This window comes from Streptomyces sp. NPDC053542 (genome assembly GCF_044544685.1).
GTDB lineage: Bacteria > Actinomycetota > Actinomycetes > Streptomycetales > Streptomycetaceae > Streptomyces.
On the sequence record NZ_JBITXL010000008.1, the window covers coordinates 368,317 to 392,425 of the forward strand.

The following is a 24,109-nucleotide window of genomic DNA, read 5'->3' on the forward strand; positions in this document are numbered from 1 at the left end:
GCACACTGGCATCCGGGGACACCATCCGTTTCAGGGAGGAGAACGCAGTGGGGACCGTAACGCTCGGCGTTTCGATCGCGGTCCCGGAGCCGTACGGCCGCTTCCTCCAGGAGCAGCGCGCGCGCTTCGGGGACCCGGCCGCGCACGCCATCCCCACCCACGTCACCCTCCTCCCGCCCACCGAGGCCGATCCGGCGGACCTGCCCCGGATCGAGGAGTACCTCGCCGAGGTCGCGGCGGCCTTCACGCCCTTCACGCTGCGTCTGAAGGGCACCGACACCTTCCGGCCGCTCTCGCCCGTCGTCTTCGTCAAGCTCGTCGACGGCAAGGCGGGCTGCACGGCGCTGCAGGAGCGCATCCGCGCCGCGTCCGGCCCGTGCGCCCGGGAACTTCAGTTTCCGTACCACCCGCACGTCACCGTCGCGCACGGCACGTCCGAGGAGGCGATGGACCGGGCCCAGCGCGAGCTCGCGGACTTCGAGGCCGCCTGGACCATAGGCGGCTTCGCGCTGTACCAGCAGGGCGCGGACGGGGTGTGGCGGCTGGAGCGCGAATACCCTTTTGGCGGACCGGTCGGCGGCGTGCCGCGGCAGGCCGACCTCACCCGGCCGCCGGCCCCTTCCCGGTGACCCGCCGCGCCCTGGCGCGTCTGCGCCGTACGCGGTCATCCGGAGGCTAGTGTTCCGCCAGATGGGGGACAACGGCTCGGGAAGGGGTACCCGCGGCTCATGGAGTGGCTGACCAGGCTGCCGCTGATCGGCCCCGGGGTGGTGTGGCTGATGCGCACCCACCTGTGGCGGGCGTACCAGCGGATGGACCGCGTGCACTGGACCCGGCTGGCGGCCGCCCTCACCTTCACCAGCTTCGTGGCGCTCTTCCCGCTGCTCACGGTCTCGGCGGCGCTCGGCGCCGCGACGCTCACCGATGCGCAGCTGCGCCAGTTCCAGCACCAGCTCACCGAGCAGGTGCCGGGCATCGCGGCGCAGCTGGACGTGGGGGCGCTGGTGGACAACGCGGGCACGGTCGGGGTGATCGCCGGCGCCGCGCTGCTCTTCACCGGCGTGGGCTGGGTCCAGTCGCTGCGGGACTGCCTGCGCGCGGTGTGGGAGACCGACGACGAGGAGGGCAACTTCTTCGTGGTCAAGGCCAGGGACGGCGCACTGCTGCTGGGCCTGGGCGGGGTGGCGGTGGTCTCGCTGGCCTGCTCGGCGTTCGCCTCGTCGGCGGTGGGCCGGGTGGCGCAGGCCATCGGCATCCCCGAGCACGGCGCGGGCCGTGTCCTGCTGACGCTGGCGGGGTTCCTGATCGCCGTGCTCGCCGACTTCCTGCTGCTCGCGTACGTCCTGACCCAGCTGCCCGGCGCGGAGCCGCCGCGGCGCGCCGTGGCCGTCGCGGCACTGATCGGGGCGGTCGGCTTCGAGGTACTGAAGTACGCGCTCAGCGGCTATCTGCAGGGCGTCGCGGCGAAGAGCATGTACGGCGCGTTCGGCACCCCGATCGCGCTGCTGCTGTGGATCAACTTCACCGCGAAGCTGCTGGTCTTCTGCGCGGCCTGGACGGCCACCCAGGAGCCGGCCGACGAGCCGGTGGAGGTGCCCGAAGCGGCGCCGTCCGGCGGGGCCGCGGAGGACGCCGCGTAACGCCTCCCCGGCCCCCGCCAGGTTCTCAGGCGGCCGCGGCCTCAGCGGCCGCGGCGCCGTACCAGCTCCGGCAGCGGCCAGCGGCGGTGCACTGCGAAGGCCACGGCGCCGAGGACGGCCAGCGCGCCGCCCGCGATCCCCAGCGCGGTCCACGCACCGCCCCTGGTGTGGTCACCCTCCGTGGCGGCCAGGTGCGCCGCGCTCTTGCCGTGCGGCTTGCCGGCGCTGTGCTTGCCGGCGTCGCCCTCCTCGCTCTTCGGGCCGACCAGCCGCCCCACCGGCTCGACCTTGTCCCGGGCCGCGAACCCCCAGTCGAACAGCGCGGCGGTCTCCTTGTAGACCTCGTTCAGGTCCTTCTTGGCCGGGTTCATGACCGTGACCAGGAGGACCTTGTCGCCGCGCTGCGCGACGCCGGTGAAGGTCGAGCCCGCGTTCGTGGTGTTGCCGTTCTTCACACCCGCGATGCCCTTGTACGGCTTCATGCCGAACGCGCCGGTCAGCAGCCGGTTGGTGTTCTGGATGCCGAAGGTCGGGCGCTTCTTGCCCTTCTTCGCCTCGCCCGGGAACTGCGCGGTCGCCGTCGAGCAGTACTCCCGGAAGTCCGCGTTCTGCAGCCCCGAGCGGGCGAACAGGCTCAGGTCGTACGCGCTGGAGACCTGCCCCTTCGCGTCATAGCCGTCCGGGGTGACGACGTGCGTGTCGTGCGCGTTCAGCTCGTCCGCGTGTGCCTGCATGTCGCGGACGGTCTGCTCGACGCCGTGGTTCATCGCGGCCAGCGTGTGCACCGCGTCGTTGCCCGAGCGAAGGAAGACGCCCAGCCACAGGTCGTGCACGGAGTAGGTCTGGTGCTCTTTTATGCCCACCAGGCTGCTGCCCTCGCCCATGCCCGCCAGGTCCTCCGGCTCGACCTTGTGCTGCTCGGTCTTGGGGAACTTCGGCAGCAGGGTGTCGGCGAAGAGCATCTTCAGCGTGGAGGCGGGCGGCAGCGGCCAGTGTGCGTTGTGCGCGGCGAGCACGTCCCCGGACTCCGGGTCGGAGACGATCCAGGAGCGCGCGGAGAGGCCCTTGGGCAGCTTCGGGGCGCCGTCCTTGAGCCGGACCTGCGTACCGGGCTTCGCCAGCAGGTCGCCGCCGACGGCGGACATCGCGGCGGGCGGCTCGGGCGCCTTGGACTTCGTCGGCTTCGCGTCGTCGGCGTACGCGGGCGCGGCCACGGCCAGCGGCGCGGTCAGCGCGGCGCACACCAGGGCGGCGGCCGCGGTCGTACGGGCGGCGCGGCGGCGGGCGGGGGACGGGGCGGGGGAGGGCGTGATCGTCGGCACGACGGTGAACGTACCCGGCGTGTCCGGCGCGGCCGCCGCCACCCCGTACGGTGCGGCCCCTGACGCAGCTCCTACGGGCCCGCCGCTCATACTGGAAGGCATGAAGCTCTCGCGCCCCGTCTCCTGGTTCCTGCTCGCCTTCGGGGTCTGGAGCTGGTTCATCTGGATCACTTTCGTCAAGAATCTGGTCAAGGACGGAAGTGGTCTCGCCTTCGATGACGCAGGTGACCCGACTGCCTATTTCTGGGTGCATCTGGCGCTCGCCGTGACGTCCTTTCTCTTGGGGACGGCAATCGGAGTGATCGGGTTCCGTGGGGTGCGGGCCCTGCGGCGCGAGACCGCGGCCCCGGTGAGCGAGAAGTCCGGAACGTGATCTTCTTTCTGGCCATCGGGGCGATCTTCGCGCTGCTCGGCGCGGTCCACTGGTACCTCTGGCGCCGCCTGGTCCGCGACACGACCTCTCCCGGCAGCGGCCCGCGCCGGGCCGGCACCGTGCTCGCCGTCGTGCTGCCGCTGCTGATCCTCGGCGCCTTCGTCGCGCCCCGCGCGGGCGCCCCGTTCCCCCTCCAGCAGTTCTTCGCCTGGCCGGGCTATCTGTGGCTCGCGCTGGTGCTCTACCTGACCCTCGCCCTGCTGGCGGGCGAGGTGGTCCGCGCGGTGTGGCTGCGGGTCCCGGCGCGCGAGACGGTGCCGGAACCGGTACCGGAGCGGATACGCGAGCCGGAGCCGGTCCCCGCGGGCGCGGACGGGGGCGCGGACGGGGATGTGGATGCGGGCACGGGCACGGGCGTGGGCGCGGGCGGCGACGCGCCCGTCGCGAGCGAGCCCCCCGCCGCTGCCCCCGCCGCTGCCCCCACCGCCCCCTCCCGGCGCCTCTTCGTCGCCCGCTCGGTGGCGGTCGGGGCCGCTGCGGCCGCCGCCGCGACCGTCGGGTACGGCACCTACAGCGTGCTCAGCGGGCCCCGCCTGAAGCGGGTGACGGTGCCCCTCGCCAAGCTGCCGCGCGCCGCGCACGGCTTCCGTATCGCCGTCGTCAGCGACATCCACCTAGGCCCGGTACTGGGCCGCGCGCACACCCAGCGGGTCGTGGACACCGTCAACCGCGCGAACCCCGACCTGATCGCGATCGTCGGCGACCTGGTCGACGGCAGCGTGGCGGACCTGGGCCCGGCCGCCGAGCCGCTGCGCGGGCTGACCGCCCGGCACGGCGCGTACTTCGTCACCGGCAACCACGAGTACTTCTCCGGCGTTCAGCAGTGGGTCGACCACGTACGCGAACTGGGCGTCCACCCGTTGGAGAACGCCCGCACGGAGCTGTCCGGATTCGACCTGGCCGGCGTCAACGACATCTCCGGCGAGAACTATGCCGACGGCCCCGACTACGACCGCGCCCTGGGCGACCGCGACCCGTCCCGCGCCGTCGTCCTCCTCGCCCACCAGCCGGTCATGATCCACGAGGCGGTCCGGCACCACGTCGATCTCCAGCTCTCCGGACACACTCACGGCGGCCAGCTGTGGCCCGGCAACCTCGTCGCCGCGGCCGCCAACCCCACCGTCGCGGGCCTGGACCGCTACGGCGACACCCAGCTCTACGTCAGCCGCGGCGCGGGCGCCTGGGGCCCGCCGGTCCGCGTCGGCGCCCCACCGGACGTCACGGTCGTCCAGCTGGCCTCCCGGCAGGCATGATCTGCGCGGGCAGCGGAAAAATCGGGCGACGTCCGTCCGTACCGCCTGTTAGCTTCCGGAACCATGGACCCACTGGCAGAACCCGACATCCGCGCCTCCTTCGTGAACTGTTCGAAGGGCGAGGCACGTCGGCTGAACCTCCCCGCCGGGCTCGCCGAACTGCCCTGGCCCGACCTGGACTTCCTCGGCTGGCGGGACCCGCAGGCGCCCGACCGGGCCTACCTCGTCGTACCGCGCGCGGACGGCCCGCTCGGCGTCACGCTGCGCCGCCCCACGAACGTCCGCCGCACCTTCACCAAGACCACGGTCTGCTCCTTCTGCCTGACCGGGCACGGCGGTTCGGGCGTCAGCCTCCTCGCCGCGCCCCGGGCCGGCGCGGCGGGCCGCCAGGGCAACACCGTCGGCGCGTACGTCTGTGCCGACCTGGCCTGCTCGCTGTACGTACGGGGCAAGAAGCGGCCCGATCTCGCCGCGCGCTACGAGGAGCAGCTCAGCGTCGAGGAGAAGGTCGCCCGGATGACCGCCAATCTGGACGCCTTCCTCGACAAGGTCACCGACGGCAGGCTCACCGAGGGGGCCGCGCGCCGGACGGCGTGAGGAAGTCCTCCAGCAGACCGGTCAGTTCGCGGACCAGCGGGCGCAGGACGCGGTAGCGGGACGCGGCGATCGCGCGGGAGATGAGGGGCGCCGTACGGGCGGCCAGCGCGCGGCTGCGCGCGCAGTCCGGCGACCGGTCGTACACCCAGAACAGCACCAGACCCATCTGGTGCAGCCACAGCAGCCGCGGGAGCTGCTCCGCCAGCTCCGGCGCGGCCTTCACGCCCGCGCCCGCGAGCACCTCGCGGTGCAGCGCGACGGCGGCCTCGCGGGGGCCACGGGACGCCTCGGAGAAGGGGCTGAGCGGGCTGTCCGGGTCGGCGGCGTTCTTGAAGAACTGGGTGGCGAACCGGTGGTACGGCGCCGCCACGTCCAGCCACGCCAGCAGCACCCCGCGGATCCGCGCGGCAAGCTCCGTCTCGGTGGCGAGCACCGCGCGGGCCGCCGCCGCGTGCTCCGCCGCGATCCGGTCGTAGAACCCCTGCACCAGGTGTTCCTTGGAGGCGAAGTAGTAGTACGCGTTACCGGTGGAGACGCCCGCCTCCTGGGCGATGGCCCGCATCGTCGTCCGGTCGTAACCGCGCTCCTCGAAGAGCCGCATCGCGGTGGCCAGGATCAGCGCCCGCGTCTGCTCTCCCCGGGATGCCTGCTTCGCGTCGTCCACGCCCCGACCCTAAGCGAGCGGCCGGGACGCGGGGGACCGCAGGGGCCCGTCGGGCGCTTCTAGAGGCCGTGCGCGGCGAGGAAGCCGGTGATCAGCCGCTCCCACTCCTCGGGGCACTCGTGCATCGGCACGTGGCCCGCGGCGAGTTCGGCGTACTGCGCGCCCGGTATGTGCTCGGCCAGGTAGCGGGAGTGCGCGGGGTCGACCAGCTGGTCGTGGAGGGTGGCGATGACGAGCGTCGGGACCGTGATCCCCGGCAGGTCGGCGCGGACGTCCAGGGACCGTACGAGCGCCGCCTGGTCCGCCGAGCCGTCGGGCACCAGCTCCGGGCAGGGGTCCAGCAGCGCGTCCAGGTCGGCGTGCGGCAGGTCCCGGAGGCGGCCGGGGGACCAGCCGCTGAGCGTGCGGGCCAGCGCCAGGGCCGTGTAGTCGTCCTGCGCCAGCAGGCGCTGCCAGAGCGCGAGCCAGAGGTCGGTGCGGCGGTCCGGGACGGCCAGCCCGGCGGTCAGCACGAGGCCGCTGACGTGCTGCGGGTAACGGGTCGCTGTGCGCACCGCGACGGCCGTGCCGAGCGAGTACCCGACCAGGGTGAAGGTCTCCAGCCCGGCGGCGAGCGCGCCGTCGACGACCGCGTCGGTGAGGCCGTCCAGGGTGAGCGGCCCGGCCGCGCGCGGAGTGCGGCCCGAGCCGGGGTAGTCGGGGGCGACGACGGTGTGGCCGGCGGCGAGCGCCGGTAAGAGGCGGGCGTAGTTCTCGTCGATGCTGCCGGTGGCGCCGTGGGCGAGGACGATGCCCGGGCCGGAACCGGTGACAGTGGCGGAGAGCGGAGGCAGGGGCCGGTGCGGAGAAAGGGGGGTGGTGTCGTTCCTCATACGACTGAGCATTCCCCGGCACGCCGGGCGTACCTACGCGAAGGGCCCCTGCCCGGTACGAAAACCGGACAAGGGCCCTGCGCAGGCTCAGGCTCTCAGGCCGAGGTCAGAAACGCCGCGTGATGAGCGCGCGCTTGACCTCCTGGATCGCCTTCGTGACCTCGATACCGCGCGGGCAGGCGTCCGTGCAGTTGAAGGTCGTACGGCAGCGCCAGACGCCGTCCTTGTCGTTCAGGATCTCCAGGCGCTGCTCGCCCGCCTCGTCACGCGAGTCGAAGATGAAGCGGTGCGCGTTGACGATCGCCGCCGGGCCGAAGTACTGGCCGTCGTTCCAGAACACCGGGCACGAGGTCGTGCACGCGGCGCACAGGATGCACTTGGTGGTGTCGTCGAAGCGCTCGCGGTCCTCGGCGGACTGCAGGCGCTCGCGGGTCGGCTCGTTGGTGTCCTTCGTGATCAGGAAGGGCATCACGTCGCGGTACGCCTGGAAGAACGGCTCCATGTCCACGACGAGGTCCTTCAGGACCGTCAGGCCCTTGATGGCCTCGACCGTGATCGGCTTCTCAGGGTTGATGTCCTTGATCAGCGTCTTGCAGGCCAGCCGGTTCTTGCCGTTGATCCGCATGGCGTCGGAGCCGCAGATGCCGTGCGCGCAGGACCGGCGGAAGGTCAGGGTGCCGTCCTGCTCCCACTTGATCTTGTGCAGCCCGTCGAGCACGCGCTCCTTCGGGTCCAGCTCCAGCTGGAAGTCCTGCCACTTCGCCTCGTCCGAGACCTCCGGGTTGAACCGGCGGATGCGGAAGGTGACGGTGATCTTCTGGAGTGCGCTGCTCTCGGCCGCGTCCAGCGCGTCCGAGTGCTTGTCAAGCGTGGGGGTGCTCATCAGTACTTACGCTCCATCGGCTGGTAGCGGGTCTGGACGACCGGCTTGTAGTCGAGGCGGATCGACTCCTTGCCGTCTGCGCCGACCTCGCGGTACGCCATGGTGTGCCGCATGAAGTTGACGTCGTCGCGGTTCGGGTAGTCCTCGCGGTAGTGACCGCCGCGGGACTCCTTGCGAGCCAGCGCGGAGACCGCCATGACCTCGGCCAGGTCGAGCAGGTTGCCCAGCTCGATGGCCTCCAGCAGGTCGGTGTTGAAGCGCTTGCCCTTGTCCTGGACGGACACGTTCAGGTACCGCTCGCGCAGCTCGCCGATCTTCTCGACCGCGCTCTTGATCGTCTGCTCGGTGCGGAACACCATCACGTTGGCGTCCATGCACTCCTGCAGCTCGGTACGGAGCTTGGTCACGCTCTCCGTGCCGTTGGAGTTGCGCAGCCGCTCGACCTGCTCCTGGACCTGCTTGGCCGGGTCCTCGGGCAGCTCGACGAAGTCGCTCTTGTGCGCGTACTCCGCGGCGGCGATGCCCGCGCGGCGGCCGAACACGTTGATGTCCAGCAGCGAGTTCGTGCCGAGGCGGTTGGCGCCGTGCACGGAGACACAGGCGACCTCGCCGGCGGCGTACAGGCCCGGCACGACGGTGGTGTTGTCGGCCAGCACCTCGCCCTCGACGTTGGTCGGGATGCCGCCCATGGCGTAGTGCGCGGTCGGCTGGATCGGGATCGGGTCCGTGTAGGGCTCGATGCCGAGGTAGGTCCGCGCGAACTCGGTGATGTCGGGCAGCTTGGCGTCCAGCTGCTCCGGCGGCAGGTGCGTGAGGTCGAGGTAGACGTGGTCGCCCTCGGGACCGCAGCCGCGGCCCTCACGGATCTCCGTGTAGATGGAGCGCGAGACGACGTCACGCGAGGCGAGGTCCTTCATGACCGGCGCGTACTTCTCCATGAAGCGCTCGCCGTCCTTGTTGCGGAGGATGCCGCCCTCACCACGGGCGCCCTCCGTCAGCAGGATGCCCATCCGCCAGATGCCGGTCGGGTGGAACTGGAAGAACTCCATGTCCTCCAGCGGCAGCCCGCGGCGCCAGGCGGCGGCCTGGCCGTCACCGGTCAGGGTGTGCGCGTTGGAGGTCACCTTGAAGAACTTGCCGGTGCCGCCGGACGCGAAGATGATCGACTTCGCCTGGAAGACGTGGATCTCGCCGGTCGCCAGCTCGTAGGCGACGACACCGGCGGACTTCTTGACCCCGTCGACCTCGTTGAGCAGCAGGTCCAGGACGTAGAACTCGTTGAAGAACTCCACGCCCTCCTTGACGCAGTTCTGGTACAGCGTCTGGAGGATCATGTGGCCGGTGCGGTCCGAGGCGTAGCAGGACCGGCGGACCGGGGCCTCACCGTGGTTACGGGAGTGGCCGCCGAAGCGGCGCTGGTCGATCGTGCCGTTCGGGGTGCGGTTGAACGGCAGGCCCATCTTCTCGAGGTCCAGGACCGAGTCGATGGCCTCCTTCGCGAGGATCTCGGCGGCGTCCTGGTCGACCAGGTAGTCGCCGCCCTTGATCGTGTCGAAGGTGTGCCACTCCCAGTTGTCTTCCTCGACGTTCGCGAGCGCCGCGGCCATGCCGCCCTGCGCCGCGCCGGTGTGGGAGCGGGTGGGGTAGAGCTTCGTCAGGACGGCGGTGCGGCTGCGCTTGGTCGACTCGATGGCCGCGCGCATACCGGCGCCACCCGCGCCGACGATGACGGTGTCGTACTTGTGGATCTTCATTGTTCCAGTCAGCCCCGGCGTTAGCGGATGTTCGGGTCGAAGGTGAAGATCACCAGCGTGCCCAGAAGGACGGTGAACACCGTGGCGGCGTACAGCAGCATCTTCAGCCAGAAGCGGGTGTTGTCCCGCTGCGCGTAGTCGTTGATGACCGTACGCAGGCCGTTGGCGCCGTGCAGCATCGCCAGCCACAGCATGATCAGGTCCCATGCCTGCCAGAACGGCGAGGCCCAGCGACCGGCCACGAAGGCGAAGCCGATCTTGCTCACGCCGCCGTCCAGCACCAGCTGGAGGAGCAGGTGGCCGAGGACCAGGACGACCAGCACGATGCCGGACAGCCGCATGAACAGCCAGCCGTACAGCTCGAAGTTGGTCCGGGTCGACCGCGGGGTCTTCTTGGTACGGGCGCGGGGCGGCTCGATGACGGGAGCCGGATTGTCCACGTCGTACAGGGACACGGAGTCGTTCACAGGAGTCGTCTCAGCAGAGGACATCGCGCTTCATCAGCTCCCGAACAGCGTGCGCAGGGTGTGCTGCAGCACGGGGTAGAAGGCGCCGGCCATCAGGACAAGCCAGACACCGACAACGGTCCACAGCAGCTGCTTCTGGTACTTCGTGCCCTTGGACCAGAAGTCCACGGCCACGACGCGCAGGCCGTTGAGCGCGTGGAAGAGGATGGCGGCCACGAGGCCGTACTCCATCACGTTGACGAGGGGCGTCTTGTACGTGGCGACGACGTCGTCATAAGCCTCGGGAGAGACGCGAACGAGAGCGGTGTCGAGCACGTGCACGAACAGGAAGAAGAAAATGAGGACGCCGGTGACTCGATGAGCCACCCAGGACCACATACCTTCCCGGCCGCGATACAGCGTTCCAGCCGGCACGGAAAAACCCTCCGGGAGCGGGGACTGGGGCCTGCCGGCTTCACTGTCGGTCTGGCCCGGCCGGGTACGGTCCACCGGCCCTGGCCATCGTAGCGACGACTTGTCGGTTCCTCCCGCCGGGGTCCTCAGGTGTGATCAAACAAGCACGGACGGGCGATCGAACGGGCTAACGGACAGGGAGGAAAAGGGTAATCGGCGACCAATCACGGACTTTCGCCCGCAAGGTGGGCGAGGCGCCCCCGCGCGGTCCGGCGCAGCTCCTCGGCGGCGACCGCGCGCTCCTCGTCCGGCTCGTGTCCCAGCCGGTCCCTGATGCCGCTCAGCACGCGGTCCAGCAGCTCCTCCTCGCGCAGCCCGTCCAGGCAGATCACGAAGGCGTGCCGGAAGCGGCGCTCGTACTCGGCGTGCGCGGCGCGCAGTGCGGTGTGCGCCGCGAGGGTGCCGCGGCCGCGGGCGCCCGCGAGCGGCTGCGGGGAGAGCGACTCCTCGGCGAGCGCCTCGGTGAGATCGCCCGGGCTGAGGTCGTAGCTGGCCTCGTCGGCGGCCGCCAGCAGCGCTTCCAGGTCGGGGTACGGGCGGTGCGCGGCGATCCGGCGGGCCCAGCGGCGGCTGCCGCAGCAGGCCAGCAGCGCGGCCTCGGCGGCGCCGGCGGTGGCCGAATTGAAGCGGTCGAGTCCGGACGCGCCGTCGGGCAGCGTCCGCCGCGGCCGGCACGTCTGCAAGGGTAGGCCGGGGCGGGGAGCGTGCAGCGTGGCCGGCGGGCCGGCCGGGGGCTCGCTGGTCAGCGTGGTCTCCTCGGGCACCAAAGAGTCTTCTGGGGGTGAGGGCGAATGAGTCGTCACCGTAACGACGTATGTCGACCTCTGTCCGACGGATGCACGAATTTCACCCGGATGAGAGAGCTTTCGCGCGCGTAGTGGACGGGACGTTCTTCCAGCTAGCCATACTTCGCCCTGGAAAGGGAGGTTTGCGTAGATGAGGAAGTTGACGGCATGGGTGGCCCTGGCCGCCTCGGCCCTGACCATCACCGGCTGCTCGGAGGGCTCCGCGCAGCACGGCGGCAGCGGTACCGGAAACCAGGATTCCAAGTCGCCCACGTCCGCCGCGTCCTCCGCAGCGCCCACGCCCCGCTGGGCCGCGGTCAAGGGACCCCCGCGCACGATCCCCGCCGTCCGCGGCTTCAAGGCGGCCGACGGCACCGGCTGGCGCGTCTCGAAGAACGCCCGCGTCGTCGTCCCCGCCGGGCAGGACAGCCCGCTCGCCGACGAGGCCCGCCGGCTCGCCGCCGACCTGGGCGGCCTGAAGCTGTCCTGGAAGGACGACGCGCGCCCCGGTGACGTCGAGCTGACCCTCTCCGGCAAGGGCAAGGCCGCGGAGGAGAACAACGCGGCCCCCGCGAGCACCGCCGACGAGGCGTACACGCTCACCGCCCGCGACACCCGCCTCGCCCTGTCCGCGCCCACCGACACCGGGATCTTCAACGCCACCCGTACGGTCGTGCAGTCCGTACGGGCCTCCGGCGGTGTCCCCGAAGGGACGATCCAGGACCGCCCCGACCGGGCCCAGCGCGGCCTGCTCGTCGACACCGCGCGCAAGCACTTCAGCGCGGACTGGCTGGAGAAGCGCGTCCGCGAGATGGCCGACCTCAAGCTCAACCAGCTCCAGCTGCACTTCTCCGACGACCAGGCGTTCCGCATCGAGAGCTCCAGTCACCCGGAGATCGTGTCGACGGACCACCTGACCAAGGCGCAGGTCCGCCACCTGGTGAAGCTCGCCCGCGAGCTGCACATCACCGTCATCCCCGAGATCGACTCGCCGGGCCACCTCGGCGCGGTGATCGACAAGCACCCCGAGCTCCAGCTGCGCAGCGCCGCGGGCACCTCCCAGCGCGGCGCGATCGACATCTCGCAGCCCAAGGCCGCGCGGATCGTCGACGACCTGCTGCGCGAGTACGCCGAGCTGTTCGCCGAGGAGGGCGTGCCCGGGCCGCGCTGGCACCTCGGCGGCGACGAGTACCGCGCCCTGACCGTGAAGTCGCCGGGCGCCACCTACCCGCAGCTCGCGCGCGCCGCCACCAAGAAGTACGGCGCCAACGCCACCGTCCAGGACCTGACGACCGGCTGGCTCAACGACCGCGAGAAGACCCTGCGCAAGGCGGGCGTGCGGCACGTCGAGGCATGGAACGACGGCTTCCACGACTCCAAGGTGGTCACCCCCGACAAGGACCGCACGGTGGCGTACTGGACCGGCAAGGAGATCGGCGCGAACGACCCGGCCGGGTTCCTGAAGGAGGGCCGGAAGGTCGTCAACATCAACGACGAGTACCTCTACTACGTCCTCGGCCAGCCGAACGACTTCACCTACCCGACCGGCGAGCGGATCTACAAGGAGTGGACCCCGGCCGTGCTGCGCGGCACCAAGCCGGTCCCGGCCTCGCTCGCGGGCCCCGACCGCGTCCCCGGCGCCCGCTTCGGCGTCTGGTGCGACCTCGCCCAGTCCCAGACCACCGACCAGGTCGCCCGCGGCATCCGGCTGCCGCTCGCCGCGCTCTCCCAGAAGGTCTGGGACCCGCGCAAGCCGTCGCTGTCCTGGAAGGACTTCACGTCCCGCGCGGCGACGGTGGCGCCCGCGCGCTGAGACGGTGGCGCCCGCGCGCTGAAAAGCCCGGACGCGCGGGTGAAAAGACCGGACACGCGCTTTCGTTCCGGTTCCTCCCGGTCCGCTGTGACGTTCCCACGCCCCGGCACGCAGTACTGCCCGACAAGCAAGTGCCGGGTGCGGAGGGAAGGCGTACGTCATGAGCCTGGTGGAACTGCTCGCGCGGGCCGATGCGCGCGGGCTGGCGGCGAGCGGCCTCGCCTGCCTGGACCGCTGCCTGCCGCTGCTCGGCGCGGACGACGACGCGCTGCGCCCGCTGTGGGCGAGCCTGCCGGCGGACGGCGCCGAGTGGGGCGCCGAACTCGCCGCGGTACGCGCCGTGCTGCCGCCGGGCCCGGCGGACGCCGCCGAGTCGGCCGTACTGACCCGCCGGATGCTCGACACCGCGCCTGCCGACGACTCCGACGAGGAGGCGCTCCGCGCCTGGGCCGACGACTGCTCCAGCGCGGCGCTCCATGTGCACCACCTGCTGGACCACCCCGGCAAGCCGTACGAGGGCCCGCACACCCTCGCGGACCGCCGCGAGGGCCGCACGGACGGCACGACCCCGCTGGTCGAGGCCGAGCTCCGGCGCCAGACGACGATCCTGGAGCTGCTGGCCGGGCACGGCGCCGCGGGCCTGCGGCAGGCGGTGGAGATCTCCGCCGAGGGCCGCCGCGTACTGCGCGCGGTGGTCTCGCGCCAGGCACGCGGCGCGGCCTAGGCCCCCGAGCAGGACCCCGGGCAGGTCACGACCTTCTCCCCCCAGCCGCACGGCCCCGGGCCGCGCGGCCGCTGAACTGTGCCCTTTCCGCTCACTGTGACATTTCCGTCCGTTCGGACGCTGATGACTGTGGAGGCACAGGTGCCCTGATCCGTGCCGCGCCGCCGCGGCCGGTGCGGATCTGCCGAGAAGAGGACAACGGGGTTGGGCGGGGGAGGGGAACTCCGTCGGGTGCAGGCGCGCGACGGGGAGCTGGGCGCGGCGGTGACACGGGCGCAGCAGGGGGACGAGACCGCCTTCGCGGCCGCGTACCGCCTGGTGCAGCCGGGGCTGCTGGGCTATCTGCGCGGCCTCGTCGGCGACGAGGCCGAGGACGTGGCGGCCGAGGCGTGGCTGGAGATCGCCCGCGACCTCGGGCGGTTCAGTGGCGACGGCGCGGGCTTCCGCGGCTGGACCGCGACCATCGCCCGGCACCGGGCGCTGGACCTGCTGCGCCGGCAGAAGGTACGGCCGCGCGCTGCCGCGTTCGAGCCGGACCTGGTCGAGCTCCCGGGCCCGCACAGCACCTCCGAGCAGGCCCTGGAGACGCTCTCGACCGAACGGGTGCTGGCCCTGATCGCGGGCCTCCCGCGCGACCAGGGCGAGGCCGTCCTGCTGCGCGTCGTGGTCGGCCTCGACGGCCCGGCCGCCGCCCGCGTCCTGGGCAAGCGGCCCGGCGCCGTCCGCACGTCGGCCCACCGCGGGCTGCAGCGGCTGGCGGACGAGCTGGGCGTGCGGCGGAACGGGGAAGAACGAAGCGGGACGAAGGACACGAGGCGAAGGTGAGGAAGCCACGCATGGGCGGCGGTTCCAGGAACGCCGGTGCGGCGTCCGGAGAAGACGACACGGGCGGCCTCTCCGGGCTGGCCGAACGGCTCGGCGCCGCGGTACGCGCCGGCTCGGCCGCCACCCCGGAAGGGGAGGAGCGGGCGGTCGCGGCGTTCCGCGCCGCCCGGGACGCCCGGGATACCCGGGCAGCCGCGGCGGTGAGCCCCCGGCGCCCGTGGTTCACCGGGCGGCCGGTACGCGCCGCGCTCGGCACGCTGCTGGCGTCGGTGCTGCTGGGCGGGGTGGCGGTGGCCTCGATCGGTACGTTCGGCAACGCCCCGGAGCGCCCGGGCCCCTCTCGCACCGCGCCCGGCCACGCCGTACCCCCGTCCGGCCGCCCGGCCCTGCCGGCGCGGCCCACGGTCCCGCTCATCCGCCCGCCGAAGCCCTCGCCGGAAACCACTCCGGAGACCGGAGCGCCGGGGACGCACGACCATCACGACGAGCCGACGCCGAAGCCGAAGCCGAAGCCGGGGCAGAAGCACAAGCAGGGACAGGGGCAGAAGCCGCAGCCGAAGCCGGAGAAGCCCTCGAGGTCCCCGAAGACCCCGAAGCCCCCGAAGGCACACCAGGAAAACGAAAAGCCCCTCGAGCCCCGGCAGGGGAAGAGCCGGGACCAGGGGCAGAAGGCGCCGAAGCCCCCGCACAAGGCGAAGAACTAAGAAAAAAAGAAGAAGGGGGACGGCCGGGGCCGCCACCCCCCACAGGAGAGGCCCCGGCCGTCGTTCGCGGGAGGGCCGCACCGGGCCCTCATTCCCTACAGCGTCAACGACCCCGAAAGCGTCACAGTGGCGTCACTCGCCGTACGGACGACCACATCCCGGCGACTCTGGACGCAGGGCGGCCAATGCCCGTAACGTGCAGGTCCGCGCCGGTCGGTGCGCTTGCCACGCGTCCTGCGGCGGGCCTGCGGGCCCCTTGGGCGGGCACCAGGCGTACTTACTTCGGCGTAGGGGGCACCACGGGATACCGTCGGCGCCAGAAGCAGTTCCTTTACCTGCGGTAGCCGGACGCCGGCAGCAGACGTAGGCAGCAACGACCGGGCAGCGGATGCTTCGCGTGCGACAGGATGGACCCGTGCAAGGGGACGACACTCAGCCGGACGACAGCCGGTTGACGGTCGCCGTACAGGCGGCACAGGACGGCGACGAGACGGCCTTCCGTACCGTCTACCGGGCCGTACATCCCCGTCTTCTGGGATATGTACGGACCTTGGTGGGCGAAGCGGACGCAGAGGACGTCGCCTCCGAAGCCTGGCTGCAGATCACCCGGGACCTCGCCCGCTTCAGCGGCGACGCCGACCGGTTCCGCGGCTGGGCGGCCCGCATCGCGAGGAACCGCGCGCTGGACCACATCCGTATGCGCGGCCGCCGCCCGGCCATCGGCGGCGACGAGAGCGAGCTCACCGAGAAGCCGGGCCCGTCCGACACGGTCGACGAGGCCCTGGAGTCGCTCGGTACGGGACGCGCGTTCCGGCTGATCTCCCAGCTTCCGCAGGACCAGGCCGAGGCGGTCGTGCTGCGCGTGGTCGTCGGGCTGGACGCCAAGAGCGCGGCCGGGGTGCTCGGCAAGCGCCCGGGCGCGGTCCGTACGGCCGCCCACCGCGGGCTGCGCCGGCTCGCCGAGCTGATCACCGACCGCGACGACGACCCGGCCCCCCGTGACGGAGCCGCGCCGGAGCAACCGGAAGGACTTCCGGACCGTCCTGTACCAGGGAGCAGGCCGGCCGGTGGGCCCGTGGGAGGGGTGCCCTTCCAGAGCCGCGGGTGCCGGACCGGAGGAACGGAATCGTACGTCCCGGGTGTGACGGAAACGGCCGCACGGACGCAGAAGGACATGTGATGGCCGACGACCGGTACAGCTGGCTCGACAAGAACGCCGCGGAGAATTTGCTGCGCGGCGAACGGGTCGATGCCGGCGGCGGCTTCGGCGCGGACGAACTGAACGACCTGCTGAGCGCTGCGGCCGTGACCGGCGCGCGCCCCTCGGCGGACGTCCCGCTGCCCGGTGAGGAGGCGGCGGTCGCCGCGTTCCGCCAGGTTTCGTCGGGGAGGTCTACGCGCGACACTGCCTCGGCGGGCGGCGCGGCGCGGGCCACCGCGGAGGACGGCATACCCGTGGTGCGGTCCGTGTCCGGCGGCGGCGCGTCCCGCACCGCTGAACGCTCTCGCCTCGGCCGCCCCTTCCGGCGCGGTCTCGCCGTCGCCCTCGCCGGCTGCGCGCTCGGCGGCGTCGCGGTGGCCGCGGGCACGGGTGTCCTCCCCACTCCCTTTCACGGCGGCGCCGATCCGGCCCCGAGCGCCACGGCGGCCGTCACCCCCAGCATCCTGGAGAGCGAGGACGCCGAAGCGGACGCCTCGGACGGCGCCGCCGGCTCCCCCGACGCGAGCCGGGGCTCCTCGTCGCCCGCCACGCCCGCGTCCCCCGGGGGACCGGGCGGCACGCGGACGCCCGGGCGCGAGGGCGCGGACGGCGCCTCGAAGGCCCCGCTGCCGCAGCTCACCCCCGGCGGCGGTCTGAATACCGACAAGGCGAAGCGCCGCACGGCGGTACTGGGCCTCTGCCGCGACTACGAAGCGGGCCGCACCTCGGCCACGGAGCGCCGGCGCCTGGAACGCACCATGGGCGGCGCGGAAAAACTCCACACCTTCTGCAAGCAGTACCTCCAGAAGGACGGCGTCACGGACGGCGTGGGCGACTCCGCCCCCACCCCCGACTCCGGCCTGACGGGCGGCTCCGGTTCCACCGGCTCGGACGGCGACTCCTCGGACGGCACCACGTCCGGCGGCAGCGACTCCGACGGCGACAAGTCGGGCGACGACAGCAAGACGTCTGACGACGAAAGCCGCTCAGCGACCACCCCGACCGCTTCCCCGAGCCCCACGACCGCTCCGGCCACCACCGCGCCGACCTCCTCGACCACACCGTCCCCGGTCGGCTGACATCCCTCCTGACCATCCGGTGTGACGTTTTTGGAGCCCGTGACGCTGTACGTACTGAAGCCGACTGGTCATCGGCTGCGCGGGAGCCGGGGTTCCCCCCGTACCTACGGCACCGCGCGTTCGGCGCGAGCGGGGCACGTTCCCCCGGCCCCGCTCGCGCCCCTTTTTTTGCGCCCGCCGCCTACCTGTATATGACGACCTTCGTCCCCGGCTTCACCTGCTGGAACAGCGCGGCGATCTTCTTCTTGTCGCGGACGTTGACGCAGCCGTGGGAGGCGCCGGAGTAGCCGCGGGCGGCGAAGTCACTGCTGTAGTGGATCGCCTGGCCGCCACTGAAGAACATCGCGTACGGCATGGGCGTGTCGTAGATCGTCGAGACGTGGTGGCGGCTCTTGAACGTGATGCCGAAGGCGCCCTCGCGGGTGGGGGTGTACTGCGAGCCGAAGCGCACGTCCATCGCCGAGACGACCTTGCCGTCAACCATCCAGGCCAGCGTGTCACTCTTCTTGCTGATACAGATCACCCGGCCCGTCAGGCATCGCGGGTCGGGCGCCGCCACCGGGCGGGTGGTCGGCGGGTACAGCTCGTCGCGCGTCGGGGGCTGCGTCCGCACGCGGAGGGCGCTGAGCGTCGCCGCGTCCGCGCTGCCGGTCCGGGGGAGGCCCTGGGCCCGCTGGAAGGCCGTGACGGCGGCGGCCGTGACCGAGCCGTAGTACCCGGTCGGATTCCGGTCGAAGTGCTTCAACTGGCGCAGCCGCGCCTGCAGTTCACGTACGCGCCCGCTGCGGTCCCCGGGCGCGAGCACCGGCTTCGGGGCGGCGTGCGTCGGCTTCGGCGGCTTGGGCGCGGGCGCGTGGGACGAGGGCGCGGCCGGGGTCGCCGGGAGGGAGGCGCTCGGCGCCGGCGCGGCGTGCCCGGCGCCCTTGCCGCTGCCGTCCTCGACCCGTATCCGCATCTCCTTGCAGCCGGTCGTCACCGACAGTGCGGCGGTCAGCGCCAGCGTGCCGGCCAGCGCGCGGAACGTGCTGCTGTGACGCCTGTCGCGCCTGTGACGCCTGCGACGCATATCCCACCCCTGTGGTCTCACCCGCCCCTTCCCAGGCTTCCCGGCGCTGCGGCGCGCCGAACCTGCGGCCATGCTGGAAGTCGTGCTGTGAGCAAGGTCCTAGCCTGCGCCCCTCCACGGGGCGCACGGTCGCCGCTACAGTCCGTCGCGAAGGCCCTTCATTACTAAGCAGTAGTACAGCGGGAGGCAGGCACCATGGCGCGCGAGTCCGGCAGCTCTCGGCACACCGAGAGCGGATTGCCCATCGAGCCCGTTTACGGTCCGGACGCCCTCGGCGACTGGGACCCGGCGGAGAAGCTGGGTGAGCCCGGCGCCTACCCGTACACCCGTGGCGTGTACCCGACGATGTACACCGGGCGCCCCTGGACGATGCGCCAGTACGCCGGTTTCGGTACGGCCGCCGAATCGAACGCCCGGTACAAGCAGCTGATCGCGAACGGCACGATGGGCCTGTCCGTCGCCTTCGACCTGCCGACCCAGATGGGCCACGACTCCGACGCGCCGATCGCCAGCGGCGAGGTCGGCAAGGTCGGCGTGGCGATCGACTCCATCGAGGACATGCGGGTGCTGTTCGACGGCATCCCGCTGGACAAGGTCTCCACCTCGATGACCATCAACGCGCCCGGTGCCCTGCTGCTGCTCCTGTACCAACTCGTCGGCGAGGAGCAGGGCGTGGACCCCGCCAAGCTCACCGGCACCATCCAGAACGACGTGCTGAAGGAGTACATCGCCCGCGGCACGTACATCTTCCCGCCCAAGCCGTCGCTGCGGCTGATCGCCGACATCTTCAAGTACTGCAAGGCCGAGATCCCGAAGTGGAACACCATCTCGATCTCCGGCTACCACATGGCCGAGGCCGGCGCCTCGCCCGCGCAGGAGATCGCCTTCACCCTCGCGGACGGCATCGAGTACGTACGGACCGCCGTCGCGGCCGGCATGGACGTCGACGACTTCGCGCCCCGGCTGTCGTTCTTCTTCGTCGCCCGTACGACCATCCTCGAAGAGGTGGCCAAGTTCCGTGCGGCGCGCCGCATTTGGGCCCGGGTGATGAAGGAGGAGTTCGGCGCGAAGAACCCCAAGTCGCTGATGCTGCGCTTCCACACCCAGACCGCGGGCGTGCAGCTGACGGCCCAGCAGCCCGAGGTGAACCTCGTGCGCGTCGCCATCCAGGGCCTCGGCGCGGTCCTCGGCGGCACGCAGTCGCTGCACACCAACTCCTTCGACGAGGCCATCGCGCTGCCGACCGACAAGTCCGCGCGGCTGGCGCTCCGTACGCAACAGGTGCTGGCGTACGAGACGGACGTGACGGCCACCGTCGACCCGTTCGCCGGGTCCTACGTCGTCGAGAAGATGACCGACGACGTCGAGGCCGCGGCCGTCGAACTGATGGGCAAGGTCGAGGAGCTGGGCGGCGCCGTGTCCGCCATCGAGCACGGCTTCCAGAAGAACGAGATCGAGCGCAGCGCGTACCGCATCGCCCAGGAGACCGACTCCGGCGAGCGCGTCGTGGTCGGCGTCAACCGTTACCAGCTCGACGAGGAGGAGCCGTACGAGCCGCTCCGCGTCGACCCGGCCATCGAGGCGCAGCAGGCCGAGCGCCTGAAGAAGCTGCGCGCCGAGCGGGACCAGGCCGCGGTGGACGCGGCGCTGGCCGACCTGAAGAAGGCCGCCGAGGGCACGGACAACGTCCTGTACCCGATGAAGGACGCGCTGAAGGCCAAGGCGACGGTCGGCGAGGTCTGCAACACGCTGCGGGAGGTCTGGGGCGCTTACGTCCCGACGGACGCGTTCTGAGCGGGTGGGCGCGGGAGGAGCCCGCGCCCTGCGTCAAAATAGCTCCATGTCGTCGCCCCGCCGCACCTGCCCCGTCTGCACCAGAGAGATCGCCGTGGTCGGCGGGCGGTTTGCCCGGCACGATCCGCCCGGGCGGCGCACGGGGCTCGAACTGATCTCGTGTCCCGGCTCGCGGCGGATGGCGCCCATGATGGCGCCGGCGGAGAAGCTGTTCGACCCGGAGGAGCCGCCGTTCCCCGGGCAGCAGCCGCTGTTCTGAGGCGGCCCGCCCTTTTGCCCGGCCGCCCGGGAGCGGCTCGTCAGCGGTCGGTCAGCTGCCGATCAGCGGCTGATTACGGCGCGAGGATGTCCAGCTCGGCCATCGCGCCGACGGTGATCTCGCGGGTCAGTTCCTCCGCGCGGGCCGCGTCGCCCGTGCGTACCGCCTCCGCGACCTGGACGTGGAGGGTGACCGCCGCCGGGTCCGGGTCGGTGAACATCACGTGGTGATGGGTGCGGCCGGTCAGGATCGCCGCCACCACGTCGTTGAGCCGGGCGAACATCTCATTGCCCGATGCCGTGAGCAGGGTCTTGTGGAAGGCCGTGTCATGGACGAGGTACGCCTCCAGCTGCTGGCCGCGTGACGTGGCGACCATGCCCATGGCGTGCTCCGTGAGGGCCGCGCACTGGCCGGGCGTGGCGTGCCGGGCGGCCAGGCCCGCCGCGGCCGGCTCGATGGCGCAGCGCAGCACGGTGAGCGAGCGCAGCTGGCGGGGCCGGTCGGCGCCGGCCAGCCGCCAGCGGATGACCCGCGGGTCGAAGACGTTCCACTCCTCGGTGGGGCGTACGGTCACGCCCACCCGGCGCCGGGACTCGACCAGGTGCATGGACTCCAGGACCCGGACCGCCTCGCGGATGACCGTACGGGAGACGTCGAAGCGCTGGGCCAGCTCGTCGGTGCGGAGCACCGTGCCCGGTGCGTGATCACCCGCGGCGATCTCCGGCCCGAGGGACTCCAGCACCTTCGCATGCAGCCCCTGCCCCTGGTTTTCCATGGGATAAGCCTACGGGTCCGCTTCCCTGGGAATAATAAGTATGACGTTTGTGTCACAGACTCTTGAATACGTCGTACCTAATGGGTTTCAGTGGGGCGATGCATTCGAGCCACGCACTGTGGCTCGTCACGCCAAGTCAATGAGGACGAGCGAGCGAGGTAACCGCGATGAGCACCCCCCATGTCATCGTCGTGATGGGAGTCGCCGGCACCGGCAAGACGACGATCGGACCGCTCGTCGCCGAAGCGCTGGATGTCCCGTACGCCGAGGGAGACGACTTCCACCCCCCGGCCAACATCGCCAAGATGTCCGCCGGGACCCCGCTCGACGACGCCGACCGCTGGCCCTGGCTCGACGCCATCGGCGCCTGGGCGCACGGCCGGGCGGGCAAGGGCGGAGTGGTCAGCAGCTCCGCGCTCAAGCGGGTCTACCGCGACCGGCTGCGGGCCGAGGCCCCCGGCATCGTCTTCCTGCACCTCACCGGTTCTCGTGAGCTGATCGAGGGCCGGATGGCCGAGCGCAAGGGCCACTTCATGCCCACAGCGCTCCTCGACTCCCAGTTCGCCACCCTGCAGCCGCTCGGCGAGGACGAGCGGGGCGTGGCGGTGGACGTCTCCGGGACCCCGGAAGAGATCACCGAGCGGGCGGTCGCCGCGCTGCGGCAGCTCGACGACGCCGCTCCGGCCACCACCGAGCTCTGATCAGGAGCCGCATCCCCGAGCTCTGAACCGGCCCCTTCCCCCGGGGTCCGGTCCCGAGCCGTACCCATGAGCTCCGATCGCGAGACCGGGCTCCAACCGAAGGAAAAGCCGTGACCCATCTCAGCGTCGAGATGATGGCAGCGGACGCGGTCGAGCCGATCACCTCGGCCGGCAACGCGCAGCTGGGCATCTCCGTGCTCGTCGGCATCGCCGTCATCGTCCTTCTCATCACCAGATTTAAGCTGCACGCCTTCCTGTCACTGACCATCGGCTCGCTGGTGCTCGGTGCGGTGGCGGGCGCCCCGATGGACAAGGCCATCACCAGCTTCACCAACGGCCTGGGCTCGACCGTCGCGGGCGTGGGCGTACTGATCGCGCTCGGCGCGATCCTCGGCAAGCTGCTCGCCGACTCCGGCGGCGCCGACCAGATCGTCGACACCATCCTCGCCAAGTCCAGCCGGCGGATGATGCCCTGGGCGATGGTCCTGATCGCCGCGATCGTCGGCCTGCCGCTCTTCTTCGAGGTCGGCATCGTCCTGCTGATCCCGGTCGTGCTGCTGGTCGCCAAGCGCGGCAACTTCTCCCTGATGCGGATCGGCATCCCGGCGCTGGCCGGTCTCTCCGTCATGCACGGCCTGATCCCGCCGCACCCCGGCCCGCTCGTCGCCATCGACGCGATCAAGGCCAACCTGGGCGTCACCCTCGGCCTCGGCGTGATCGTCGCGATCCCCACCGCGATCCTGGCCGGCCCGGTCTTCTCCCGCTTCGCCTCCCGCTGGGTGGACATTGCGCCCCCGGAGAAGATGATCCCGCAGCGTCCCTCCGAGGACCTGGAGAAGCGCCCCAGCTTCGCCGCGACCCTCTCCACCGTCCTGCTGCCGGTCGTGCTGATGCTCGCCAAGGCCCTGGTCGACATCGTCATCGACGACCCCGAGAACCACGTGCAGCGCGTCTTCGACGTCATCGGCTCCCCGCTGATCGCCCTGCTCGTCGCGGTACTGGTCGGACTGTTCACCCTCGGCAAGGCCGCGGGCTTCAGCGCCGGCCGGCTCTCCACGACCGTGGAGAAGTCCCTCGCCCCGATCGCCGGCATCCTGCTGATCGTCGGCGCGGGCGGCGGCTTCAAGCAGACCCTGGTCGACGTCGGCGTCGGCGACATGATCCTGGACCTGTCCAAGGACTGGGGCCTGCCCGCGCTGCTGCTGGCCTGGCTGATCGCGGTCGCCATCCGCCTCGCGACCGGCTCCGCGACGGTCGCCACGGTCTCCGCGGCCGGCCTCGTCGCCCCGCTCGCCGCCGACATGAGCACCACCCACGCCGCACTCATGGTCCTCGCCGTCGGCGCCGGCTCGCTCTTCTTCAGCCACGTCAACGACGCCGGCTTCTGGCTGGTCAAGGAGTACTTCGGGATGAAGGTCGGCCAGACGGTCAAGACCTGGTCCCTGATGGAGACGGTCATCTCCGTCGTCTCGATCATCGTGGTACTGCTGCTGTCGCTGGTGTTGTAGCGCGGCAGCCCGGCACGGGAAATGGCATCGCGGAAGGGCCGTACGGACGGATAACGTCCGTACGGCCCTTCCCGTACGAGAGGCGACCCCATGACCACCGATGAGGGCGCACCGGCCGGCAGCGGCGTACCGGTCGACCACGCCCTGGTACGCGCCGCGGAGGAAGCCGTCGCGGCCTACGCGCACGACGACGAGCACACCGTGGCGGCCGCCGCGCGCACAGCAGACGGCCGCATCGTCACCGGCCTGAACGTGTACCACTTCACCGGTGGCCCCTGCGCCGAGCTGGTCGTCATGGGGGCCGCGGCCGCGCAGGGCGCGTACGACCTGCGCCAGATCGTGGCGGTCGCCGACGAGGGCCGCGGCATCATCCCGCCCTGCGGCCGCTGCCGCCAGGTCCTGCTGGACTACTACCCGGACCTCACCGTGATCGTCGCCTCGGATGACGACAGCCGGGCCCTCCCGGTCCGCGCACTGCTGCCCGTGGCGTACGTGAAGGCGGATCAGGAGCCCTCCGACACCCACTCGTAACGCCCG

General features: G+C 71.6%; 26 protein-coding genes. 16 read left to right on the forward strand and 10 right to left on the reverse strand.

The window, feature by feature from the left end:
• The first annotated feature begins 47 nt into the window (after positions 1-47).
• Both ACIGXO_RS24290 and ACIGXO_RS24295 read left to right on the forward strand, forming a co-directional pair.
• Positions 48-629: a 2'-5' RNA ligase family protein gene (locus ACIGXO_RS24290; protein WP_399790480.1), complete on the forward strand. Its 582-nt coding sequence runs from the start codon at positions 48-50 to the stop codon at positions 627-629.
• Between the two features lie 99 nt (positions 630-728).
• Positions 729-1,640: a YihY/virulence factor BrkB family protein gene (locus ACIGXO_RS24295; protein ID WP_399790483.1), complete on the forward strand. Its 912-nt coding sequence runs from the start codon at positions 729-731 to the stop codon at positions 1,638-1,640.
• A gap of 41 nt (positions 1,641-1,681) precedes the next feature.
• Here the strand turns inward: ACIGXO_RS24295 and ACIGXO_RS24300 are convergent, their stop codons facing one another.
• Positions 1,682-3,064: a D-alanyl-D-alanine carboxypeptidase family protein gene (locus ACIGXO_RS24300; protein WP_399790486.1), complete on the reverse strand. Its 1,383-nt coding sequence runs from the start codon at positions 3,062-3,064 to the stop codon at positions 1,682-1,684.
• Between ACIGXO_RS24300 and ACIGXO_RS24305 the strand changes: the two genes are divergently transcribed.
• The 3 genes from ACIGXO_RS24305 to ACIGXO_RS24315 all read left to right on the forward strand — a co-directional run bounded on the left by ACIGXO_RS24305 (position 3,063) and on the right by ACIGXO_RS24315 (position 5,245).
• Complete coding sequence (locus ACIGXO_RS24305; RefSeq protein WP_399790489.1) at positions 3,063-3,335, forward strand: SCO4848 family membrane protein; 273 nt, start codon at positions 3,063-3,065, stop codon at positions 3,333-3,335. The genes ACIGXO_RS24300 and ACIGXO_RS24305 overlap by 2 nt on opposite strands.
• Entirely contained in the window at positions 3,332-4,648 is a 1,317-nt protein-coding gene (locus ACIGXO_RS24310; protein ID WP_399790491.1) for a metallophosphoesterase, read from the forward strand. The genes ACIGXO_RS24305 and ACIGXO_RS24310 overlap by 4 nt, the downstream gene beginning before the upstream one ends.
• 63 nt (positions 4,649-4,711) lie before the next feature.
• Positions 4,712-5,245 carry an FBP domain-containing protein gene (locus ACIGXO_RS24315; protein ID WP_399790494.1) on the forward strand — a complete coding sequence of 178 codons (534 nt, stop codon included), beginning with the start codon at positions 4,712-4,714 and terminating at the stop codon, positions 5,243-5,245.
• Here the strand turns inward: ACIGXO_RS24315 and ACIGXO_RS24320 are convergent.
• The 7 genes from ACIGXO_RS24320 to ACIGXO_RS24350 all read right to left on the reverse strand — a co-directional run bounded on the left by ACIGXO_RS24320 (position 5,214) and on the right by ACIGXO_RS24350 (position 11,021).
• Positions 5,214-5,909 carry a TetR family transcriptional regulator gene (locus ACIGXO_RS24320; protein ID WP_399790496.1) on the reverse strand — a complete coding sequence of 232 codons (696 nt, stop codon included), beginning with the start codon at positions 5,907-5,909 and terminating at the stop codon, positions 5,214-5,216. The two genes, ACIGXO_RS24315 and ACIGXO_RS24320, sit on opposite strands and share 32 nt — an antisense overlap.
• 59 nt (positions 5,910-5,968) lie before the next feature.
• A complete protein-coding gene (locus ACIGXO_RS24325; RefSeq protein ID WP_399790499.1) occupies positions 5,969-6,781 on the reverse strand; it encodes an alpha/beta fold hydrolase in 813 nt (270 codons plus the stop codon).
• A gap of 106 nt (positions 6,782-6,887) precedes the next feature.
• The gene (locus ACIGXO_RS24330; RefSeq protein ID WP_399790502.1) at positions 6,888-7,664 is read right to left on the reverse strand and encodes a succinate dehydrogenase iron-sulfur subunit; all 777 of its coding nucleotides are present in this window, start codon (positions 7,662-7,664) and stop codon (positions 6,888-6,890) included.
• Entirely contained in the window at positions 7,664-9,418 is a 1,755-nt protein-coding gene (gene sdhA, locus ACIGXO_RS24335; protein ID WP_399790505.1) for a succinate dehydrogenase flavoprotein subunit, read from the reverse strand. The genes ACIGXO_RS24330 and sdhA overlap by 1 nt, the downstream gene beginning before the upstream one ends.
• Positions 9,419-9,438: 20 nt before the next feature.
• Complete coding sequence (locus ACIGXO_RS24340; protein ID WP_031060017.1) at positions 9,439-9,909, reverse strand: succinate dehydrogenase hydrophobic membrane anchor subunit; 471 nt, start codon at positions 9,907-9,909, stop codon at positions 9,439-9,441.
• A 9-nt stretch (positions 9,910-9,918) separates the two neighbouring features.
• Positions 9,919-10,299, reverse strand: a complete 381-nt coding sequence (gene sdhC, locus ACIGXO_RS24345) for a succinate dehydrogenase, cytochrome b556 subunit (protein ID WP_030609578.1) — start codon at positions 10,297-10,299, stop codon at positions 9,919-9,921.
• A 203-nt stretch (positions 10,300-10,502) separates the two neighbouring features.
• Positions 10,503-11,021 carry a 2-oxo-4-hydroxy-4-carboxy-5-ureidoimidazoline decarboxylase gene (locus ACIGXO_RS24350; RefSeq protein ID WP_399790659.1) on the reverse strand — a complete coding sequence of 173 codons (519 nt, stop codon included), beginning with the start codon at positions 11,019-11,021 and terminating at the stop codon, positions 10,503-10,505.
• A gap of 253 nt (positions 11,022-11,274) precedes the next feature.
• Between ACIGXO_RS24350 and ACIGXO_RS24355 the strand changes: the two genes are divergently transcribed.
• From ACIGXO_RS24355 to ACIGXO_RS24380, 6 genes are all read left to right on the forward strand, one after another.
• The gene (locus ACIGXO_RS24355) at positions 11,275-12,936 is read left to right on the forward strand and encodes a glycoside hydrolase family 20 protein (protein ID WP_399790509.1); all 1,662 of its coding nucleotides are present in this window, start codon (positions 11,275-11,277) and stop codon (positions 12,934-12,936) included.
• A gap of 160 nt (positions 12,937-13,096) precedes the next feature.
• The gene (locus ACIGXO_RS24360) at positions 13,097-13,660 is read left to right on the forward strand and encodes a hypothetical protein (protein ID WP_399790512.1); all 564 of its coding nucleotides are present in this window, start codon (positions 13,097-13,099) and stop codon (positions 13,658-13,660) included.
• A gap of 204 nt (positions 13,661-13,864) precedes the next feature.
• Positions 13,865-14,485 (forward strand): RNA polymerase sigma factor, encoded by a 621-nt coding sequence (locus ACIGXO_RS24365; RefSeq protein ID WP_399790515.1) that lies wholly within the window; start codon positions 13,865-13,867, stop codon positions 14,483-14,485.
• An 11-nt stretch (positions 14,486-14,496) separates the two neighbouring features.
• Entirely contained in the window at positions 14,497-15,189 is a 693-nt protein-coding gene (locus ACIGXO_RS24370; protein WP_399790517.1) for a hypothetical protein, read from the forward strand.
• Between the two features lie 415 nt (positions 15,190-15,604).
• Positions 15,605-16,369: an RNA polymerase sigma factor gene (locus tag ACIGXO_RS24375; protein WP_399790521.1), complete on the forward strand. Its 765-nt coding sequence runs from the start codon at positions 15,605-15,607 to the stop codon at positions 16,367-16,369.
• Positions 16,369-17,469: a hypothetical protein gene (locus ACIGXO_RS24380; protein ID WP_399790523.1), complete on the forward strand. Its 1,101-nt coding sequence runs from the start codon at positions 16,369-16,371 to the stop codon at positions 17,467-17,469. The genes ACIGXO_RS24375 and ACIGXO_RS24380 overlap by 1 nt, the downstream gene beginning before the upstream one ends.
• Before the next feature lie 181 nt (positions 17,470-17,650).
• On the opposite strand, the gene ACIGXO_RS24385 is transcribed toward ACIGXO_RS24380, so the two are convergent.
• Positions 17,651-18,535 carry a L,D-transpeptidase family protein gene (locus ACIGXO_RS24385; protein WP_399790526.1) on the reverse strand — a complete coding sequence of 295 codons (885 nt, stop codon included), beginning with the start codon at positions 18,533-18,535 and terminating at the stop codon, positions 17,651-17,653.
• A 195-nt stretch (positions 18,536-18,730) separates the two neighbouring features.
• Between ACIGXO_RS24385 and ACIGXO_RS24390 the strand changes: the two genes are divergently transcribed.
• Together ACIGXO_RS24390 and ACIGXO_RS24395 are read left to right on the forward strand one after the other, a co-directional pair.
• Positions 18,731-20,329 carry a methylmalonyl-CoA mutase gene (locus ACIGXO_RS24390; protein ID WP_399790529.1) on the forward strand — a complete coding sequence of 533 codons (1,599 nt, stop codon included), beginning with the start codon at positions 18,731-18,733 and terminating at the stop codon, positions 20,327-20,329.
• Positions 20,330-20,375: 46 nt separating this feature from the next.
• Positions 20,376-20,588 (forward strand): hypothetical protein, encoded by a 213-nt coding sequence (locus tag ACIGXO_RS24395; RefSeq protein WP_030254100.1) that lies wholly within the window; start codon positions 20,376-20,378, stop codon positions 20,586-20,588.
• 73 nt (positions 20,589-20,661) lie between these two features.
• On the opposite strand, the gene ACIGXO_RS24400 is transcribed toward ACIGXO_RS24395, so the two are convergent.
• Positions 20,662-21,363 (reverse strand): FadR/GntR family transcriptional regulator, encoded by a 702-nt coding sequence (locus tag ACIGXO_RS24400; RefSeq protein WP_399790532.1) that lies wholly within the window; start codon positions 21,361-21,363, stop codon positions 20,662-20,664.
• Between the two features lie 167 nt (positions 21,364-21,530).
• On the opposite strand from ACIGXO_RS24400, the gene ACIGXO_RS24405 reads away from it, so the two are divergent.
• From ACIGXO_RS24405 to ACIGXO_RS24415, 3 genes are all read left to right on the forward strand, one after another.
• Positions 21,531-22,064, forward strand: a complete 534-nt coding sequence (locus ACIGXO_RS24405; protein WP_399790535.1) for a gluconokinase — start codon at positions 21,531-21,533, stop codon at positions 22,062-22,064.
• A gap of 110 nt (positions 22,065-22,174) precedes the next feature.
• Positions 22,175-23,572 carry a GntP family permease gene (locus ACIGXO_RS24410; protein ID WP_399790538.1) on the forward strand — a complete coding sequence of 466 codons (1,398 nt, stop codon included), beginning with the start codon at positions 22,175-22,177 and terminating at the stop codon, positions 23,570-23,572.
• Positions 23,573-23,662: 90 nt separating this feature from the next.
• Entirely contained in the window at positions 23,663-24,103 is a 441-nt protein-coding gene (locus ACIGXO_RS24415; protein WP_399790542.1) for a cytidine deaminase, read from the forward strand.
• Positions 24,104-24,109: the final 6 nt, after the last annotated feature.

Excerpts from the sequence above, each read along its gene's own strand:
- ACIGXO_RS24295 (WP_399790483.1), top strand. The coding sequence starts at position 729 with ATGGAGTGGCTGACCAGGCTGCCGCTGATCGGCCCCGGGGTGGTGTGG.
- ACIGXO_RS24305 (WP_399790489.1), top strand. The coding sequence starts at position 3,063 with ATGAAGCTCTCGCGCCCCGTCTCCTGGTTCCTGCTCGCCTTCGGGGTC.
- ACIGXO_RS24300 (WP_399790486.1), bottom strand. The coding sequence starts at position 3,064 with ATGCCTTCCAGTATGAGCGGCGGGCCCGTAGGAGCTGCGTCAGGGGCC.
- ACIGXO_RS24315 (WP_399790494.1), top strand. The coding sequence starts at position 4,712 with ATGGACCCACTGGCAGAACCCGACATCCGCGCCTCCTTCGTGAACTGT.
- ACIGXO_RS24325 (WP_399790499.1), bottom strand. The coding sequence starts at position 6,781 with ATGAGGAACGACACCACCCCCCTTTCTCCGCACCGGCCCCTGCCTCCG.
- ACIGXO_RS24330 (WP_399790502.1), bottom strand. The coding sequence starts at position 7,664 with ATGAGCACCCCCACGCTTGACAAGCACTCGGACGCGCTGGACGCGGCC.
- sdhA (WP_399790505.1), bottom strand. The coding sequence starts at position 9,418 with ATGAAGATCCACAAGTACGACACCGTCATCGTCGGCGCGGGTGGCGCC.
- ACIGXO_RS24340 (WP_031060017.1), bottom strand. The coding sequence starts at position 9,909 with ATGTCCTCTGCTGAGACGACTCCTGTGAACGACTCCGTGTCCCTGTAC.
- ACIGXO_RS24355 (WP_399790509.1), top strand. The coding sequence starts at position 11,275 with ATGAGGAAGTTGACGGCATGGGTGGCCCTGGCCGCCTCGGCCCTGACC.
- ACIGXO_RS24360 (WP_399790512.1), top strand. The coding sequence starts at position 13,097 with ATGAGCCTGGTGGAACTGCTCGCGCGGGCCGATGCGCGCGGGCTGGCG.
- ACIGXO_RS24370 (WP_399790517.1), top strand. The coding sequence starts at position 14,497 with ATGGGCGGCGGTTCCAGGAACGCCGGTGCGGCGTCCGGAGAAGACGAC.
- ACIGXO_RS24380 (WP_399790523.1), top strand. The coding sequence starts at position 16,369 with ATGGCCGACGACCGGTACAGCTGGCTCGACAAGAACGCCGCGGAGAAT.
- ACIGXO_RS24385 (WP_399790526.1), bottom strand. The coding sequence starts at position 18,535 with ATGCGTCGCAGGCGTCACAGGCGCGACAGGCGTCACAGCAGCACGTTC.
- ACIGXO_RS24390 (WP_399790529.1), top strand. The coding sequence starts at position 18,731 with ATGGCGCGCGAGTCCGGCAGCTCTCGGCACACCGAGAGCGGATTGCCC.
- ACIGXO_RS24395 (WP_030254100.1), top strand. The coding sequence starts at position 20,376 with ATGTCGTCGCCCCGCCGCACCTGCCCCGTCTGCACCAGAGAGATCGCC.
- ACIGXO_RS24400 (WP_399790532.1), bottom strand. The coding sequence starts at position 21,363 with ATGGAAAACCAGGGGCAGGGGCTGCATGCGAAGGTGCTGGAGTCCCTC.
- ACIGXO_RS24405 (WP_399790535.1), top strand. The coding sequence starts at position 21,531 with ATGAGCACCCCCCATGTCATCGTCGTGATGGGAGTCGCCGGCACCGGC.
- ACIGXO_RS24415 (WP_399790542.1), top strand. The coding sequence starts at position 23,663 with ATGACCACCGATGAGGGCGCACCGGCCGGCAGCGGCGTACCGGTCGAC.